Source organism: Paraburkholderia jirisanensis, assembly GCF_054782355.1.
The window spans coordinates 1,080,028-1,097,264 of record NZ_BAAGSQ010000026.1 but is presented as its reverse complement, the minus strand read 5'-3'; the positions used below and the strand labels follow the sequence as shown (position 1 = coordinate 1,097,264).

Below are 17,237 nucleotides of genomic sequence, written 5' to 3'. Positions count from 1 at the left end.
CCAGCACGATCCAATGCGACCGCTGCGTCGCCGGAGGTTGATGATGGCTCAGACAAAACTCACGGCCCACCTGCCGACAGTCGACGTCGAAATCACGCGGCGCGATCTGCCCGAGCAGAATGCACAAGCCGTGACGATCCACATTACCGCCACGCCGTCGTTCGATGCGGCGGCGAACTGGCTGATGCAGCCGCAATGGTTCATGCCGTTGTCGATGTTCCCGGCGCCGCTGATGATGTGGGCGGACATGATGCGGGTATGGCAGCCGTGGCTGCCTTCGTTCGCGCCGGTATTTGCGCTGCCGCGACCGGATTGAGCGGTTCGCGGCCCACACGGCACGCGCTGTGCCGCGTTGCCGTGCTGGCAGTCAATGATCGCGCCTGCCGCGCGCGCGTTTGGCGCTGGTAATCACGGCAAGCCCGACCATGATGACTACGACGATCGCCACCGTGTGCTCGGACACGTGCAACGTGACGAGCGCCCATGCCACCCCGCCAATCAGAATCAGCCATCCAACCAGGTAAATGATGAGCGACATCGGATTCTCCGCGAATCTCCGTAGGGTTGCCAAAACGCCACTGCGGCACATCTCGACGCGCAGCCGTTGCAAGGTTTAGCAAATTCGATACCCGCTGCCTCGCAGCAACCTCACACCGCGCTGCGAAGCAGCGTTCAGTGCCGGCGCGCGTTGCGCCGGCGGATCCACTCGGCGAAGGCTTCATCCTCGATGCGATAGTCGCCGACTGCCATACGCGTCACCACGTTTTGCGCCTGCAGACGGCGTAGCGCCTGCGCCGCCGTATTCTTGGTTGCCGGTTTGCCCAGACGCACCGACAGGCGGCTCAAGCCCGCCGCGCTGTGCAAGTCCATCGAGCCACGCGCCAGCAGCGCGATGACGGCCTGATCGGCCGGGCTCATGCTGCTCCACTGCTTGAGAAAACTTTCGTCAGAGAACACGGATGCCTTGGTATGCGCAAGGGCAGCCTCGACGCCCTGCACCTGGTACAGCATGTATCGCTCGATAAACCGCTTGAAGAACTCCGGTGTGCGATGCAGTTCTTCGAACGCGTGCTTGCCCTGCTCGAGCGTCAGCCGGTTGCGCGCCATGCGGTTCATCAGTTTGACGGTGAACGCCACGAACTCGTCGCCCAGCAGCGGAAACGGTTCGAGCGCTGCCCAGTTGTAAAACGGCTCGGACGCGCGTGCGAACATTTCGCGCAGCGTGGTCTCGGAACTGCCGGCGAAAATGACCTTGATGCGCTCCTTGCGCACATCGAGCCCTGCGCGCAACGCATGCGCAAAGTCGGCATGCTCCACGCGCGCGAGCACCTGCGCCTCGTCGATAACCAGCAGCAGAGGCTTTTTCTGGCGATCCAGCTGCTTCAGCACCTCGCGCAGCGCAGCTGTGCGGTCCAGTTCGGGCGCCGATAGCTCCGCCTCGAGCGAACCTTCCACGCCGCCCGGAATTTTTGCGCTGGCCCTGACCCTGCGCACCGGCCGGCCAAGCTTTGCGAGCACCGCCTTGACACCCTGAGGCTCCAAAGCATCGGTCAGCGCCGCTACGAGCGCCGAATCGGGCGACGAGCGGCTGTCCCACAAATTCGTATAGGCAACGAGATAGTCCCTCTGTTGGGCCGCAGGCAGCAAATCCCTTCTCAGGAATTCGGTCTTGCCCATACGCCGGCGGGCAAACAGGCCCCGGGCCGACGAAAGCTTCAGATCGAATGCTTCAAGATAGATATCGGCCAGCTCGGGCCGAGCGAAATGCCAGGGATCGGGCTGCAGGGTTTCATGAAGTTTCATGCGAAATGAGAAGTTTCAAAACCGATGAAACTCCATGATACCGGCGTTGGGAAACCACGCAAATACGAGCGCCTTCAGATAGGCCAGCGCCTTGAAGACGGCGCAGGCGCTCGTGCCAAAGCGTGCCGAAGCGCACCCAGGCGTGCGGGACCTAGCTGGCCTCGACCCGGATCGCGTCGACGCGATCCGGATAAAACGCAAGATAGTCCTTGATTTCACGCACGGCGTCGTATGGCGCTTCGTACGTCCATACCGCGTTGGTCGCGCGCTCGCCGCCTGCCGGGACGCTGTAGTAGCTGCAATCGCCCTTGTATGGGCAGTAGGTGGCGTGCGCGGTGCGTTCGAGCTGTGCCATGTCGACGTCCTGGCGCGGAATGTACAGCGTTTCAGGGTACGTCGATTCGCGCAACGCGAGCGCGCGCCGCGTATCCGCAATCGTCTTGCCGGCCACCACCACGGTTACGTGCGAAGCGCTTTTCGTCACGGTAATTGGATGATCGGGGCCGGGGATCTTCACTGTCTTCTGCATAGGTGAACTCCTGTCGGAAATGGCGCGGCGCGCCGCAGACAGGCCATCATATGCCGATTGGAAAACCAGCGTGCGCGTGGCGCGATCGGTATTGCGGAACGACGCGCGCACCGCATGCAGTGCGTAGCGCGCAACGTGTATTGCGAAACGCGTGCGGAGCAGGTGCGAATCGCGCCCGCGCGCGTCGCGTCGAGTCAGCGTTAGCGTCAGCGATCGGCCAGCGCCGGACGCGAGCGACGGTCCGCAACCAGTTGCACCAGCACCGATGCAGCGCAAAAGCCAAGCCCTGTCACGCACACGCCGGGCCATTGCCACACGCTCCATGCATAGGTGCCGACCGCCGTGCCGAGCGCGCCACCCGCAAAGCGGATCGTCATGTACAGCGTATTGGTGCGGTTCATCGCGCCGGCCTGAATGCCCATATTGCGCGCCATGTTCGCGACGTGTCCGGTCTGCAGCCCGAGGTCGAGCAAAATCACACCGGCGACGAGACCCGCAATCGTATGACCCACCATCGCATAGACGAGATATGAGGCGACCAGCAGCAGGCTGCCCGCCAGCACGACATAGCGCGCGTCGCGCGAATCGGTCCATTTTCCTGAGAACGTCGCAGCGCTCGCGCCCACTACGCCGACCAGCCCGAACAGGCCCGCTGCCTCGCTGCCGTAGCGGGTATCGATTGCGTGCAGGTGGAAAGCAAGCGTGCTCCAGAACGCGCTGAATGCGGCGAACTGCAGTGCCGCGATGCACGACGTCTGGCGGATCAGCGGCTCGTTGCGCAGCAGCGTCCACAACGAGGCCATCAGTTCGGGCCAACTGCCCTTGAAGCTCGGTTCCGCGCGCGGCACGATTGCCAGCAGCAGCCCAACCACGGCGACCATTGCGACCGCGGCCACGTAATACACCGCGCGCCAGCCGAGCGCCGCGGCCAGCACACCGGAGATGGTGCGCGACAGCAGCACGCCGCACAGCAGGCCGAACATCACGATACCCACCGCCCTGCCACGCTGCTGCGGTCCGGCCAGTTGTGCGGCAAGCGGCGTCAATAATTGCGGGGTCACGCTGGTAAGACTCGTGATGAAACTCGCGACGACGAGCCACGCAAGCGTCGGCGCGAGTGCAGTCGCAATCAGCGACGCCGCGGCGGCAAGCAGCGTGACGGTAAACAGCGTGGTGCGCCGGACCATATCGCCGAGCGGCACGAACAGCAGCAGGCCGAGCGCATAGCCGGTCTGCGCAGCAACCGAAGCGGCGCCGGCCGAACGCTCCGTCACACCGAACGTGTGCGCGAAATCGACTAGCAGCGGCTGGTTATAGTAGTTGTTTGCGACGACAAGGCCGGCGGCCAGCGCCATCGCCCAGTAGATCGACCGGTTCATCGGTTAACGACTCCTGCGTATTTGATTGGCACGCGTCGCGACACCCGGCCGCAAGCACGCGATGGTGCCGCCGCGCAACGCGCCTGCCGCACAAAATACGCAAGGATAGTCGAAGGCGCGGCGGCCTGGGTAAAGCGCTGTGTAGCGGTCTTGCCGAAAATCTTCTTTTAGCCCCTTTTAGCCTTTGCGTACAGGCGCGCTTCATAGAGCCGCTTCACAACCCGCTTCACAGTTGTTTTCACAGCCAGCTTCACCCCGCGCACCAACGCCCTTTCGACACACTTTCAAAGCACGTGAAATGCCACGCAAATGTGACTTCCGTAGCGCTGGCGAAAGCCTCGCAATGCAGTAAATGCAAGCCTCTCAAGCCATTGCGCAAAACCGCTATTGCATCGCGCATAAAACGATTTATGGCCCACGCAAACGTTCAACATATGGCCTATACTCAGTCCCGCCAAGTGCGTCTGAAGGATCCTCTTAATTCGTCAACGCATCATGCTGCCGCCGGTTTCGCACCCGGCAACGGGTACGCCCGCTCGCGTATCCGCATAAGCGATTCGAGGAGACAGGTGCTGCGACAAGGCATCGTTTGCGCTGCGAGAGCAATCTACCGTTGCCCGCTTCATCCGGCTGCACGGATGGAAAGCAGCAGCATCTAACGAGGCCATGCCGCGTGTCGCCGCACCATGCCCGCCCCCGCGCCCTTTTGGCGTACTTCGCGCCCTTTCCGCTTGCAAACCGTTTGAAGGAGATCGCTCAATGCGCGTCAGGTATGCGTCATCGCTTCGTTCCCTCGTGCGGCTCGCCGGTGCGGCAGGCCTGGCCGCCGCATCGCTCGCACTCGCCCCCGATGTCCATGTCGTGCAGCCGGCCCATGCGGCCGAAGGCACGGCCACGACCTGCAACAACGAAGCAACCGGTATTACGCTTCCCCCCGGCTTTTGCGCCACCGTCTTCGCCGACAATCTTGGTCACGCGCGTCAAATGACCGTCGCGCCGGACGGCACGCTTTACGTGAACATGTGGAGCGGCCGCTACTACAAGACAAACACGCCTCCCGACGGCGGCTATCTGGTCGCCTTGAAAGACACGAACGGCGACGGCAAGGCCGATACGATCCAGCACTTCGGCGAAACCGCCGCCGACGGCGGTCATGGCGGCACCGGCATTGCGCTGTACAACAATGCGATCTACGCGGAAAGCAACGACCGCATCATGCGTTACGCGCTCAAGCCAGGCGAGATTGCACCGTCGGGTAAAGGCGAAGTGGTGGTATCGGGCATGCCGGTAACAGGCGACCACCCGATGCACCCATTCCTGATCACGCCGCAAGGCGACCTGCTGGTCGATCTGGGTTCCGCCACCAACGCCTGCGAAAAGCAGAACCGCACCCCCCATTCGACCGGCAACCAGCCTTGCACCGAAAAGGAAACACGTGCCGGCATCTGGCGCTACGACGCCAACAAGACCGACCAGAAGTTCTCGCCGGCCGAACGCTACATCAGCGGCCTGCGCAACGGCGAAGGCATCGCGATGGACAGCGCGGGCCGCATCTTCTCGACGCAGCACGGCCGCGATCAGTTGCATGAAGACTGGCCGGACAAGTTCACCGCGAAGCAGGGGCAGGAGTTGCCTGCGGAAGAAATCGTCGAGTTGAAGAAAGGCGGCGATTACGGCTGGCCGGAATGCTACTTCGACGAAACGCAGAAGAAGCTCGTGCTTGCGCCCGAGTATGGCGGCGACGGCAAGAAGGTCGGCCTGTGTGCGCAGCGTAGCGCGCCGGTGGCATGGTTCCCGGGCCACTGGGCGCCGAACGACCTCGTGTTTTACGAGGCGAAAAGCGGCTTTCCGAAAGCGTACGACGGCGCTGCATTGATCGCGTTCCACGGTTCATGGAATCGCGCACCCGGTCCGCAAGGCGGTTATGACGTCGTGCTGCAGCCGTTCCACAACGGCAAGGCATCCGGCAAATACCTGAAGTTCGCGGACGGCTTTGCGGCCGGCGTGCTGGAGCCGGGCGGCGCAGCGTTCCGTCCTTCGGGTCTTGCGGTGGCTGCGGATGGTGCGCTGTTCATTTCCGACGACATCCACGGGCGCATCTGGCGCGTCACGTATCAAGGCGGCAATGCCAGTGCGAAGATCGCCGCGGCAGCCGTGCCGCCGGGCAAACCGGCCATGTCGTCGAGCAACGAACTGCCGCCGGAAGGCATTCATCCGGATGCCGGGCGTCAGGTGAACAATGCGTTGCCGGTGCCGCCGAATTCGTCGAAGCAGCAGGTCGCGCTCGGCGAACGCGTGTTCCATGGCGAAGTGGGCGGTGCAACCTGCGCCGGCTGCCACGGCTCGAACGGCACCGGTTCCGGCGTCGGCGCGGATCTCACCGCCGGCAAATGGCTGTGGAGCGACGGTAGCCTGTCCGGACTACAGAAAACCATCGAGCAAGGCGTGGCAGAGCCGAAAGAGCATAGCGGCGTGATGCCGCCTGAAGGCGGCGTCAAGCTGTCGCAGGAACAACTGCTGGCCGTAACCGCCTATGTGTGGGCGCTGGGGCACCAGCAGCAGGCGCATTGATCGCGCAGCATTGATGCCATAGCCGTAGCAGCGGCGCGCGCGGAACGTGAGTTCCACACGCGCCGCTGCGGCAGAACGCGAGCACCGCATTGAACCGCACCAGATAAAACTAAAGCACGTACGCCTGCGACAGCGCGCGCGCCGACCTGATCAGATCGTCCAGCATCGCCGCGCGTTTGTGCGAATCGGTATCGCGGCCAGTCATGAAGCACAGCGCCGCAATCGCCAGCCCGCCGCGGTCGCGAATCGGCGCGGCCATGCAAAAACGAAACGTCTGCGACAAACCTTCCGTACAGCAATAACCCTGTTCCGCCGCATGCTCGACATCGCGCAAAAAATCTGCGAAGTCGACCCGCTTGCCGTTGTCGAGCACGAAATCTTCGTCGGGAATCAGCGTGCGAATCTCGTCGGCGTTCAGGTGCGCCAGCAGCAAACGGCCCGACGCAGTCCACGGAATCGGCACCTTCACGCCGATGTCGGAGCTGATATTGAATGGCCGCGAACTGTTCTCCGACAACACCACCGTGTATTTGTTGCCCTCCAGCATGCACAACTGCGCGGTTTCGTCGTGATGTTTGACAAGCGTGAGAATCGTCTGGTGCGCGCGGCTGATCAGATCGTTGTGCAACGCATAGTCGCAGCCGTAGTAATGCATCTCGCGGCCGAAAAATACGCTGCCGTCCGGCCGCATTTCGAGCCAGCCCGCATCGGCGAGGATCGTCACCAGTTCGTAGACGCTCGAGCGCGGCGCGCCAGTCGATTCGATCAGCTCGCGCATCGTCAGCGGCCGCCGCGCGCCATGCAACTGCTTCAACAGCGTGACCACGCGCTCGACGCCGCGGGCGCGCGGCGAGGCGGAAGCTTCGTTACTCAAGGTGGCATTCACGCAGGCACTCAATGGTCTAGCACGCGGTGCAGGAACTGCCGCGTGCGTTCGTTCTGCGGGTTCACGAAAATCTGCTCGGGCGCGCCCTGTTCGGCAATCACGCCTTTGTCCATGAACACCACGCGGTCGGCGGTCTTGCGCGCAAAGCCCATTTCATGCGTGACGACCACCATCGTCATGCCGTCGCGCGCAAGTGTACGCATTACTTCGGTCACTTCGCCGACCAGTTCCGGATCGAGTGCGGAGGTGGCTTCGTCGAAGAACATGATGCCGGGCTCGACTGCCAGTGCGCGCGCAATCGCGACCCGCTGCTGCTGGCCGCCCGACAACTGGCCCGGATAGTGTTCGGCCCGATCGGCAAGGCCGACGCGATCGAGCGTTTCCAGCGCGCGCTTGCGCGCATCCGCAGCGCTCATCTTGCGCGCCTTGATCAGCGCAAGCGTCACATTGCCAAGCGCACTCTTGTGCGGAAACAGATTGAATTGCTGGAACACCATCCCGACGTGGCCGCGGATTTCCTTCGCACGCCGCGCATCGTGCAGCGGCACGTGGTTGACCCACACTTCGCCCGCATCCGCGGTTTCGAGGCCGCTCATGATGCGCAGCACCGTGCTCTTGCCCGACCCGGACGCGCCGATCAACACCAGCACTTCGCCGGGCTGCACGTCGAGATTCACGTCGCGCAACACCTGGGTTGCGCCAAACGACTTGCTGACGCCGCTCAGATTGATGATCGGTTTGCCGGCGTTGTCCGTGCTCATTGCAATACGCTCCTTCTGCGATCGTGACGGCGCACCCACTGCGACAGCGGAAAGCACACGATGAAATACAGCACCGCAACCAGCCCGTAAATCTCGACCGGTTTGCCGACCCGGTCGACGATCGCCTGCCCACCGTGCATCAATTCCGACATGCCGATCATGCTGACGATCGACGTGTCCTTGATCAGCGACAGATACTGGCCGACCAGCGGCGGCAGCACGATCTTGCCGGTCTGCGGCAGGATCACCGAAAAGAACGTCTGCCATTTGCTCAAGCCGAGAATCTGCGCAACCTCCCATTGGCCTTTCGGCACCGCCTCGATACCGGAACGGAACACTTCGGCGATATAGGCGCCCTGATACACGCTCAAACCGACCACCCCGGCTGCGAACACATCGATTGCGTAGCCGAAGTACGACACCCCGAAGTAAATGAACAGCAGTGTGATCAGCACCGGCGTGCCACGAAACAGTTCCGTGTAGAGCGTCGCAAGATAGCGCGTGCCGGCCGGTCCGAACGAACGCAGCACAGCAGCAAGCAGTCCGATTACGGTGCCACCTGCAATCGCGGCGACCGATAGCAACAAGGTGGCCAACAGTCCTTGCAACAGGATCGACAGGCTCGTGTACAACAGTTCGCTCGTCATGGGCTGGTTGACTCTCCGTGCGTTCTGCGTAGTCGCCTATTCATGCAAGCGCTCAGGTGCGGTTCGCGCGACGCGCAAACAGGACCAGCCGGCGCGCGCGCTTTTGCATCACGAGCGGCGGATGAAAGATGCGCGCGCCCAGTTGCGCCGCAAGCCATGAAAGCACGTTGCTCAACACCAGATAGGCAATCAGCGTAATCGTGAACGTCTGCACGTAGAGCAGCGTGCGCGCGTTGATCACGGTCGCCGTGCCGCTCAGTTCCGGCAGCGCGATCGCCGACAGCAGCGACGTGCCGAGCAGCAGCTGGATCAGGTTGTTGACGATCGCCGGGTACACAGCGCGTGCTGCCTGCGGCAACACTACATCGACGAATATCTGTGCGCGCGACAAACCGAGAATCGATGCGGCCTCGAGTTGCCCGCGCGGCACCGACTGGATGCCCGCGCGAAACACTTCAGCCAGATACGCACCGACGTTCACGCCCAATGCGATCACGCCGGCCGTATACGCATCGAGCGTGATGCCGAGTGTGGGCAGACCGAAGAACACGATAAAGATCTGCAGCAGCACCGGCGTATTGCGGATCGCCTCGATATACACGCTTGCCGCGCCGCGCAACAACAGGTTGCGCGATGCGCCGGCCAGCGCCGCCGCCAGGCCGAGCACCAGTGCAAGTGCGAACGCGAGCAGCGTGATCTGCAACGTGAGCCACCCCGCACGCACGAAGTCGTGCAGATACCCGGCGAGCGTCAGCCATTGATAGCTCATGGTTCCTCCAGCCGCGCCGCGGCCAACTGCCTGCAGCGCGTCAGAACTGCGGGTTCAGCGAATAGTGCGGTTCGACGCCGAACCACTTCTTGTACAGCTGCGCATTGAGCTTCGACGCATTGATCTGGAACAGGAACAGGTTCAGATAATTGAGCCACACCTGATCGCCGGCCTTCACACCGAATGCGTTGTATTCGAGCGGCACCAGCGCTTCGTCAGTGACGGCGAGTTCCGGATCGAGCTTGGCCTGGTACGCAAGAAAGTTGTTGTCTTCGACCATCGCATCGGCCTGGCCTTGTTTCACCGCCAGAATCGCCGCCTGTGAGCTGTCGAACTCCTGAATCTTCACCTGCATGTTCAGCGCGCGCACCTCGTCGCCGTTGGTCGAACCCTTGACCGTGGCAATCGTGCGATTCGTCATGTCCTTCACCGACTTGATACCGCTGCTCTTTTTAACCAGCAGTGCCTCGCTTGCGACCACATACGGATTCGTAAAGCCGATTTCCTTCGCCCGCTCGAGGTTGCGCGTGAAATTGCAGAACACTACGTCGACCTTGCTGGTCTGCAGGTTCGGAATGCGGTTCGCGCTGGTCGTATTGACCATTTCGAGCTTCACGCCCATCTGTCTGGCGAGTTCTTTCGCGAGATCGACGTCGTAGCCGTCGGGCGCGCCGGCCTGATCGTAGAAGCCGAACGGTGCAAAGCTCAGGCAGTCGCCGACGCGCAGCGTACCGCGCTGCAGAACCTGTTTCAGCACTGAATCGGCGGCGCCGTCCTGCGCGGGCGTAGCGACCTTCGTGCAGCCGGCGAGCGTCAAAAGAGCGGCGACGGCGAACCAGCAGAATAGTTTTGTTCCTGGTTTGGCGAGCTTCATGATTTGGCGTCCCGGTCTCGAACAGACAGTCCGTGCATCACAGCGAACGGCCCACACGCGTTGATGCCGCTTGCGTGCAGGAGCAAAGTTTCGATCTGGCTGGTCGCCACCGCGAGTAGCCGGGCGGCTGTCCGGTATATCGGAATCACGTCCGACACAGCAGATGGATGCGAGTGTTTCACGGACAGAAAGCTATGCGCATCAGGGAAAACGCGGAGAGGCTGCGCACACGGGACGGAGTGGCTCGACCGACTATTCGCCGCCGCCGGTAGTCGTCGCGGCGCGACGTTCCTGGCGCAGCAGCACGTCGCGATAGATGCCCGCACGCTTTGACAGCTCCGCTGGCGAGCCGTCGTCGACCAGGCGTCCGTGCTGGATCACGACGATCCGGTCGAAGTTGCGCAGCGTCGACAGCCGGTGCGCGATCGCGATGACGGTACGCTCGCGCATCAGCCGGTCCAGCGCAAGCTGGATCGCGGCTTCGGATTCGCTGTCGAGCGCCGAGGTCGCTTCGTCGAGCAGCAGGATCGGCGCGTTCTTCAGAAAAGCACGCGCAATCGCGATGCGTTGACGCTGGCCACCGGACAGACGCGCGCCGCGCTCGCCCACCAGAGTGTCGAGACCGTCCGGCAGCGAGCGCACCAGATCGGCACAGTTCGCGTGCGCACAAGCCTCCAGCACTTCCTCGCGGGTTGCGTCGGGCCTGCCGTAGCGCAGATTGTCCAGCAGCGTGCGGTTGAACAGCGAAATGTCCTGCGGCACGACGGCGATCGCGTCTTTCACACTGGCAAGGCTGACATCGCGTAACCGCTGGCCGGAAATCGTTACAGCGCCGCATCCCTTCGATGGATCGAACGAACGCTGCAACAGCGCGAGCACCGTACTCTTGCCCGCGCCCGATGGGCCGACCAGACCGACTCGCTGGCCCGCGTCGATATGCAGGCTGAAGTGATCAAGCACGGGGCGCCTGCCCGCATACGCGAACGTGATGTTTTCGAAATCGATGTTGGCATCGCGAATCTGCAGCGCCGGCGCGCCTGATGCGTCCTCCATATCGCGCGGCACCAGCAGCGTCTGCGCGGCTTCGGCGAGCCGCGCCACATGCTGCGTCAGGTCGACCAGCGACACAGCGAGGTCGCGCGTGCCGTGCAGGATCGCAAAGCCAAGCGAACTGACCAGCACCACGTCGCCGGTGGTCGCGCGGCCTTGCTCCCATAGCCAAAGCACCCAGCCGAGCAAACCCGCAGAAAGCAGCGCAGTGACGACTGCATGCAGCAGCCGCAGCTTCTCGAGGTAGCGCAGACTGGTCTGGCGCGACACGATTTCGCCCTGCACGAACGCATCGAGCCTTTCGCTTTCGCGGCGCGTGGCGATGAACATCCTGACCGTCGCCATATTGCCGATCACATCCACCAGTTCGCCGTCCACGGATGCCGCATCCGCGGCAAAGCGCATGTGTTTGCTATTGCCCTTGCCCGCGAGCCAGAACAGAAACGAAGCCATGCAGACCGACACGAACAGCAGCGAGAGTGCCATCAGCGCGTTGACCGATACCAGCATGCCAATCGCGCCAAGCACCGAAAGCAGCGGCGGCAGCGCAGTCCACGCGCAGGTGTTCTCGATGGCGAAGACGGCGTTTGCGGTGGCCGACACACGCCCGGCAAGCGTGCCGGGCCGCAGGTCCGAGAAATAAGTGGAGGAATGCCCGAGCAGATAGCCGAACAGTTGGCGCCGCACGTCGCCGGTTACCGTAACGAACGTGCGCACACTGATGCGGCCGGCAACGCGCCAGAACAGGTTGTCGGCGAACAGCAGTACCACGATCACCAGATACGCCGTGACGACGGCCGCGCGATGCTGGCGGCCACCGGACAATGCGTCGATCAGGTCTTTGATCGCGAACTGCGCGGCGAGCGAACAGCCCACGGCAGCCACGATCCCGAGCAGCACGAAAACATGCGCAAACGGATGGCGGCCGATGAAATGCATCAGCAGCCGCAGCGGTTTGTCTACATAGTTCTCGAGCGTTTCGACGCGCCGCCGACGAGCGCGCGGCGCGCCCTCGTCATCCAACGCGTGTGAAGCTACGCTGTTCATCCTGGTGCGCCCCGGCTAGGTGTGTCGTCTGACGATCCTGACAGCCGCGTGCTGGCTGCTTGCGCCGGAAAAAGTGCAGCGCGCCAGAGCGGCTGCGTCGCGAACACCCCGGCGGCTGAAAAGCATGCGCGCCGCAAACTTAAGCAAGACGCTCGCCTGCTCCACTTCGCGGGCATCGCGTGACGTACGGGGATTGCTGGCTAGCTCGGCCAGGTGCTCGTTGCAAATTTGACGTTGGGCGTGACCGGCTTTGCAAAACTGACCGTATTAGCGTTACGTGACGCTTTTCGTCGATGAACTGGGGACGCGATCCGTTGAAGAGCCATTGGCTGCTACGCGTGGGCAATGCGTGATCAACCGGCTGTCCCCACGCGTTCGCGGCGCTGTGCGTCTCAGAAGCCGTACAAGGCAGCGGGCGTCGTAACGAGAATCCGCTTGCGCAACTCGGGCTCCGGCACCCAATGCGACAACTGGTTCAGCACCGTAACATCGTCGACCTTGCGAAACGGGCTGACTTCGGTAGGCCCTTTGCCCGGCGCACGGTCCGTGTGCGGCCAGTCGCTCGCCCATACGATGCGCGACGGATTCGCTTCGACGAAACGCCGCGCGAGCGGCCGGACATCGTCGTAATGCGGCACATCGTGCGAGATCCGATAGGGCGCCGACAGCTTGACGTAAGCATGACCGCTGCGCACCAGTTCGACGATCGGCTGCAGATCCGGTTGCGTCATGCCTTTGGCAGGCTGAACCATCGCGAAGTGATCGAGAACGACCGGCACGTCGAGTGCCGCAATCGCTTCCGCCGACGCTGCGATGACGTGCGACGCCGCGTAGATCTGGATGTGCCAGCCGAGCGGCGCGATGCGCGCGGCCAGTGCGCTCAACGCGCGCCGCGCAGCAGCCGGATCGTTGACACCGCCCGATTCGAGATTCACGCGCACGCCCTTCACGCCGTTCGCGGCCAGCGCGTGCAGGGTTTCATCGGGCGTCTTGTCGTCGATCACAGCAATCCCGCGTGCGATGCCGCCTAGCGCCTGCAGCGCATCGACAAGGCACGCGTTATCGGTACCATAGAAACTCGGCTGGATCAGCACCACGCGCGACATTTTCAGCAACGCGAGATGCGCACGCAAATCGGCCACACTCGATTCCGGCGGCGTATACGCGCGATCCGGCAGCATCGGATAGTGGCTTTGCGGTCCGATGATGTGCACATGGCAATCGCAGGCGCCGGGGGGCACGGCGAACAGCGTGTCGTGCCGCATGGATGCCGCCTCGGCAGCATGACCCGTCATGCCGAGCGAAGCGCCCGCAAGACAGGCAGCGGCGGACTGCAATACGAAGCTTCTTCTAGTGGTCAAATCTGTCTCCGCAGATAAATTGAAATATAGGGGGCGCACGGCGAGGCGCGTGACGCGCCGGCCTCGTTACGACTGCGGCACGAGCCGCAGCGATGCGGCCAGCAATGCCGACAGAATCAGAAAGCCCGCCATGCCGATCAGGCCCGCATCGAAGCTGCCCTGCCAGTCCTTCAGCACGCCGATCATCGAAGGCCCGACAAAACCGCCGATCGTCCCCACCGAATTGATGAACGCAAAGCCGCCGGCCGCTGCGGCACCGGTCAGGAATCGCGCCGGAATCGCCCAGAAAATCGCGCGCGCCGCGTTGATGCCGACCAGCGCGAGCGTGATACCCAGCATCGACAGCAGGAAGGATGAGCTTTCAAGCGACAGCAGCAGGCCGAGCGCGGCCAGCGCGGAACCCGCCGCGACACTGCCGACCTTGTTGTCCTTGCGGTCCGACCATGCGGCCCATGCGATCGGTGCAAAAGTGGCGAACAGATACGGAATCGCTGCAATCCAGCTGACGAGATGATTGTCGTGCACGTGTGTCTTGACGATCTGCGGCAGCCACACGCCGATCCCATACGAGCCGACGATCAGCCCGAATTGCGAAGCGGCGAGGATCAGCACGCGCCGGTCACGCAATGCAGCGCCAAGGCTGGTTTTATGGGCGACCCGCGTTTCTGCCGCCAGCATCGCCTCGAGCGTGACGCGCTCTTCGTTCGACAGCCATCGCGCGTCGCGCGGCGAATCGGCCAGCACGAAGGGAAACAGACAGCCGAGCAGCACCGCCGGCACGCTGACCAATACGAACATCCACTTCCATCCGGCGAGGCCCGCGTAGCCGTTCAGATCGAGCAGCATACCGGCGATCGGTGTGCCGATCAGCGACGACGCGGGAATCGCGAGCAGGAACCAGGCAAGAATGCGCGCGCGATAAACCTTTGGGAACCAGCAGGACAGGAAATACGCGACGCCCGGAAAAAAGCCCGCCTCCGCGGCGCCCAGCAGAAAGCGCACGATGTAGAAGCTGACCGGCCCCGACACCCACGCGGTACACGCCGAGACGATGCCCCACGTGACGATGATGCGGGTCAGCCAGATCTTCGCGCCGTAGCGGTACAGCGCGAGGTTGCTGGGCACTTCGAACAGGCAATAGCCGACAAAGAAGATCCCGGCTGCATAGCCGAACTCGGTCGCGCTCAGATGCAGATCGTGATTCATCGTCAGCGCAGCGACACCGAGGCTCGTGCGGTCCAGATAATTGACGATGTAAGCGATGATCAGAAGCGGCAGGAAGCGCCATGCGACCTTGCGCAGCACGGCCTTTTCCATGTCGGACATCGGTGTCTCCGGTTCTTTTCGGCGACCGCTTCGAAGCGGTCGCTCATCATGCGTGTGTTCGTTTCGGTTGCGCACACAACGAACCATGCGCAACCGTGCAGCACGCCGCCGTGCTATGTGCTAGCGCGCGTGTGCCTGCAAGCGTCTGGCGAACGCTTCGCCGGTCTCGCGCGTGCCGAGCGCACCGCCGACGTCGCGCGTGGCCTCCTTCGCGGCGATCGCCGCAGCCGTGGTCTGCTCGATCGCGTTGGCGGCTTGCAGGAATGCGGTGCGAGACGACTTTTGCCCGAACCAGCGCAGCAGCAACGCCGCAGAAAGAATCAACGAGAACGGATTCGCGACGTTCTTGCCGGCGATGTCCGGTGCGGAGCCGTGCGCGGCCTGCGCCATCGCGTGCGTGCTGCCCGCATTCAGCGAGCCCGCCAGACCGAGGCTGCCCGACAGCTCCGAGGTCAGGTCGGACAGGATATCGCCAAACATGTTGGTGGTGACGATCACGTCGAAGCGTTGCGGCGCGCGCACCAGGTGGGCAGTCATCGCATCGACGATGAAATCGTCCACGCTCACTTCGGGAAACTCGCGGGCCACGTCGTGGCACACGTCGATGAACATGCCGTCGCCGATCTTCAGCACGTTCGCCTTGTGCACGATGCTCACGTGCTTCGAGCGTTGCATCGCCAGTTCGAATGCACTGCGCGCGATCCGTTCGCAGCACTGTCGCGTGATGCGGCGCAGTGAGATCGCGACGTCCGGCGTAACGAGAATCTCGCCGCTGCCCTGCTCCATATTGCGGTCCGCATAGAAGCCCTCGGTGTTTTCGCGCACCACGATCAGATCGAACTCGCCGACCGGCGACTTCAAACCGTCATAAGTGCGCGCCGGACGCACATTCGCGTACAGGTCGAGACTCTTGCGAAAAAACTTCGATGGGTTGATCTCGCCCTTCGCTTCGTCCTTGAAGTCGTAGGTGGACATCGGGCCAAGCACGAGGCCGTCGGCGGCCTTGACCCGCTCCAGCAACTGCGGCGTCACCGTCGCGCCGTGCCGCGCCAGGCTCGCGTGGCCGGCTACATCGTTGATGAACTCCAGACCGAGGTCGAAACGGTCTGAAGCGGCTTTCATGACCGACGCCGTCGCCTCGGTGATTTCCGGGCCGATACCGTCGCCCGGCAGCAAAACGATCCGCACGCGCTTCTCCTGAATGTTCGAATGGCAGGCTTGAATACCGATGTATACTATTGAACACTTGAGGATACAGTCAACCGCAAAGACACGAAACGCGTGGTCCGCGCGAGGTGGGCAGTCGTAATGAAAGCAATGAGTGAAAGCAATGAGCGGAAGCAATCGGAAAGCAATGCGCGTTGAGGAACGTATGGAGAGTGCTGAGTCGGCACAGCCCGCGCTGGATCTGGGCACCGAGGCTTACGAACGCCTGAAGGGGGCAATTCGCAAAGGCGAATTGCTGGCGGGCGACCGCCTCGTCGAGAAAGACATTACCGAGCGCTTCGGCATGTCGCGCACGCCGGTGCGCGAAGCGCTAAAGCGTCTGGAGGCAGAAAGCCTGCTGACGTACGAGCCGCGTCGCGGGCTGACCGTCACGCGGCCCACGCATCAGATGATCATGGAGTTGTATTCGATGCGCGAAGCGCTCGAAGCCAAGGCGGCCGCCCTCGCTGCGCAGCACGCGTCCGACATCGAGATTGCGGCGTTGAGCGCACTGGTCGACGAGGAAACGCGATTCTTCAACGATCCTCCACGGCTATCGGAAATCAATCAACGCTTCCACGCGATGATGCATCTGGCCGCACACAACCGTTATCTGCTGCGCAGCCTGCAGACGATGAACGACACGATGGCGCTGCTGCCCACCATGCTCGGCGATCCGGCACGCGCGCGCGAAGCGCATCGGGAGCATCTGGAGATCATCCGGCATATCGTCGCGCGCAACTCGGCGGCGAGCGGTCAGGCCGCGGAGGCGCATATTCGCAGCGCGCAAAAGCGGCGCGTGCAGTGGCTGCTTGAAAGCGGCAGCCTGGATCACAAGCGTCTCTACGTTTGATGTTTCCCTTACGCGCAGCCTGCATCCGCTGCGCCGCCCAGACACGCACTAGCCCTATGCGCGTGCGCTTGCATGTATCCGCACGCATGCCTAAGTGGCGCGCACACGCATGCGCGCACCACGCTTTCGATACCCGCTCCCATACCGAACCGGCATAGCATCCGATCACCCAAAG

Annotated in this window: 16 protein-coding genes; 3 read left to right on the top strand and 13 right to left on the bottom strand. The window is 62.8% G+C overall.

All coding sequences use genetic code 11. The features are described 5' to 3' along the window. Positions 1-43 precede the first annotated feature (43 nt). Positions 44-316 (top strand): hypothetical protein, encoded by a 273-nt coding sequence (locus tag ACYVNQ_RS21220; protein WP_460904549.1) that lies wholly within the window; start codon positions 44-46, stop codon positions 314-316. Between the two features lie 51 nt (positions 317-367). On the opposite strand, the gene ACYVNQ_RS21215 is transcribed toward ACYVNQ_RS21220, so the two are convergent. From ACYVNQ_RS21215 to ACYVNQ_RS21200, 4 genes are all read right to left on the bottom strand, one after another. After that, on the bottom strand, positions 368-538 hold the full coding sequence (locus ACYVNQ_RS21215; RefSeq protein WP_460904548.1) for a hypothetical protein: 171 nt from the start codon (positions 536-538) through the stop codon (positions 368-370). 134 nt (positions 539-672) lie between these two features. Then, positions 673-1,803 (bottom strand): AAA family ATPase, encoded by a 1,131-nt coding sequence (locus ACYVNQ_RS21210; RefSeq protein WP_460904547.1) that lies wholly within the window; start codon positions 1,801-1,803, stop codon positions 673-675. A 151-nt stretch (positions 1,804-1,954) separates the two neighbouring features. Further along, entirely contained in the window at positions 1,955-2,332 is a 378-nt protein-coding gene (locus ACYVNQ_RS21205; RefSeq protein WP_460904546.1) for a DUF427 domain-containing protein, read from the bottom strand. 206 nt (positions 2,333-2,538) lie between these two features. Next, positions 2,539-3,711 (bottom strand): MFS transporter, encoded by a 1,173-nt coding sequence (locus tag ACYVNQ_RS21200; protein ID WP_460904545.1) that lies wholly within the window; start codon positions 3,709-3,711, stop codon positions 2,539-2,541. 759 nt (positions 3,712-4,470) lie between these two features. Between ACYVNQ_RS21200 and ACYVNQ_RS21195 the strand changes: the two genes are divergently transcribed. After that, positions 4,471-6,282, top strand: coding sequence for a PQQ-dependent sugar dehydrogenase (locus ACYVNQ_RS21195; RefSeq protein ID WP_460904544.1), 1,812 nt, complete (start codon positions 4,471-4,473; stop codon positions 6,280-6,282). 109 nt (positions 6,283-6,391) lie between these two features. On the opposite strand, the gene ACYVNQ_RS21190 is transcribed toward ACYVNQ_RS21195, so the two are convergent. The 9 genes from ACYVNQ_RS21190 to ACYVNQ_RS21150 form a co-directional block, all read right to left on the bottom strand. Next, on the bottom strand, positions 6,392-7,156 hold the full coding sequence (locus ACYVNQ_RS21190) for an IclR family transcriptional regulator (RefSeq protein WP_460904543.1): 765 nt from the start codon (positions 7,154-7,156) through the stop codon (positions 6,392-6,394). A gap of 20 nt (positions 7,157-7,176) precedes the next feature. Continuing rightward, positions 7,177-7,929: an amino acid ABC transporter ATP-binding protein gene (locus ACYVNQ_RS21185; protein ID WP_460904542.1), complete on the bottom strand. Its 753-nt coding sequence runs from the start codon at positions 7,927-7,929 to the stop codon at positions 7,177-7,179. Beyond that, complete coding sequence (locus ACYVNQ_RS21180; protein ID WP_460904541.1) at positions 7,926-8,576, bottom strand: amino acid ABC transporter permease; 651 nt, start codon at positions 8,574-8,576, stop codon at positions 7,926-7,928. Before ACYVNQ_RS21180 ends, ACYVNQ_RS21185 begins: the two co-directional genes overlap by 4 nt. Before the next feature lie 52 nt (positions 8,577-8,628). Next, positions 8,629-9,345: an amino acid ABC transporter permease gene (locus ACYVNQ_RS21175; RefSeq protein ID WP_460904540.1), complete on the bottom strand. Its 717-nt coding sequence runs from the start codon at positions 9,343-9,345 to the stop codon at positions 8,629-8,631. A gap of 40 nt (positions 9,346-9,385) precedes the next feature. Next, entirely contained in the window at positions 9,386-10,219 is an 834-nt protein-coding gene (locus ACYVNQ_RS21170) for an ABC transporter substrate-binding protein (RefSeq protein WP_460904539.1), read from the bottom strand. A 252-nt stretch (positions 10,220-10,471) separates the two neighbouring features. Further along, the gene (locus ACYVNQ_RS21165) at positions 10,472-12,316 is read right to left on the bottom strand and encodes an ABC transporter ATP-binding protein (RefSeq protein ID WP_460904537.1); all 1,845 of its coding nucleotides are present in this window, start codon (positions 12,314-12,316) and stop codon (positions 10,472-10,474) included. A gap of 392 nt (positions 12,317-12,708) precedes the next feature. Next, on the bottom strand, positions 12,709-13,677 hold the full coding sequence (locus ACYVNQ_RS21160) for an amidohydrolase family protein (protein WP_460904536.1): 969 nt from the start codon (positions 13,675-13,677) through the stop codon (positions 12,709-12,711). Between the two features lie 66 nt (positions 13,678-13,743). After that, a complete protein-coding gene (locus ACYVNQ_RS21155) occupies positions 13,744-15,003 on the bottom strand; it encodes an MFS transporter (RefSeq protein ID WP_460904535.1) in 1,260 nt (419 codons plus the stop codon). 120 nt (positions 15,004-15,123) lie between these two features. Next, entirely contained in the window at positions 15,124-16,191 is a 1,068-nt protein-coding gene (locus tag ACYVNQ_RS21150) for an isocitrate/isopropylmalate dehydrogenase family protein (RefSeq protein ID WP_460904534.1), read from the bottom strand. A gap of 184 nt (positions 16,192-16,375) precedes the next feature. On the opposite strand from ACYVNQ_RS21150, the gene ACYVNQ_RS21145 reads away from it, so the two are divergent. Beyond that, positions 16,376-17,062, top strand: a complete 687-nt coding sequence (locus ACYVNQ_RS21145; RefSeq protein ID WP_460904532.1) for a GntR family transcriptional regulator — start codon at positions 16,376-16,378, stop codon at positions 17,060-17,062. Positions 17,063-17,237 lie beyond the last annotated feature (175 nt).

What these genes read in the sequence shown, in the direction of transcription:
- ACYVNQ_RS21165 (WP_460904537.1), bottom strand. Translation starts at nt 12,316, where the DNA reads ATGAACAGCGTAGCTTCACACGCGTTGGATGACGAGGGCGCGCCGCGC.
- ACYVNQ_RS21200 (WP_460904545.1), bottom strand. Translation starts at nt 3,711, where the DNA reads ATGAACCGGTCGATCTACTGGGCGATGGCGCTGGCCGCCGGCCTTGTC.
- ACYVNQ_RS21180 (WP_460904541.1), bottom strand. Translation starts at nt 8,576, where the DNA reads ATGACGAGCGAACTGTTGTACACGAGCCTGTCGATCCTGTTGCAAGGA.
- ACYVNQ_RS21185 (WP_460904542.1), bottom strand. Translation starts at nt 7,929, where the DNA reads ATGAGCACGGACAACGCCGGCAAACCGATCATCAATCTGAGCGGCGTC.
- ACYVNQ_RS21205 (WP_460904546.1), bottom strand. Translation starts at nt 2,332, where the DNA reads ATGCAGAAGACAGTGAAGATCCCCGGCCCCGATCATCCAATTACCGTG.
- ACYVNQ_RS21215 (WP_460904548.1), bottom strand. Translation starts at nt 538, where the DNA reads ATGTCGCTCATCATTTACCTGGTTGGATGGCTGATTCTGATTGGCGGG.
- ACYVNQ_RS21155 (WP_460904535.1), bottom strand. Translation starts at nt 15,003, where the DNA reads ATGTCCGACATGGAAAAGGCCGTGCTGCGCAAGGTCGCATGGCGCTTC.
- ACYVNQ_RS21170 (WP_460904539.1), bottom strand. Translation starts at nt 10,219, where the DNA reads ATGAAGCTCGCCAAACCAGGAACAAAACTATTCTGCTGGTTCGCCGTC.
- ACYVNQ_RS21210 (WP_460904547.1), bottom strand. Translation starts at nt 1,803, where the DNA reads ATGAAACTTCATGAAACCCTGCAGCCCGATCCCTGGCATTTCGCTCGG.
- ACYVNQ_RS21175 (WP_460904540.1), bottom strand. Translation starts at nt 9,345, where the DNA reads ATGAGCTATCAATGGCTGACGCTCGCCGGGTATCTGCACGACTTCGTG.
- ACYVNQ_RS21195 (WP_460904544.1), top strand. Translation starts at nt 4,471, where the DNA reads ATGCGCGTCAGGTATGCGTCATCGCTTCGTTCCCTCGTGCGGCTCGCC.
- ACYVNQ_RS21220 (WP_460904549.1), top strand. Translation starts at nt 44, where the DNA reads ATGGCTCAGACAAAACTCACGGCCCACCTGCCGACAGTCGACGTCGAA.
- ACYVNQ_RS21145 (WP_460904532.1), top strand. Translation starts at nt 16,376, where the DNA reads ATGGAGAGTGCTGAGTCGGCACAGCCCGCGCTGGATCTGGGCACCGAG.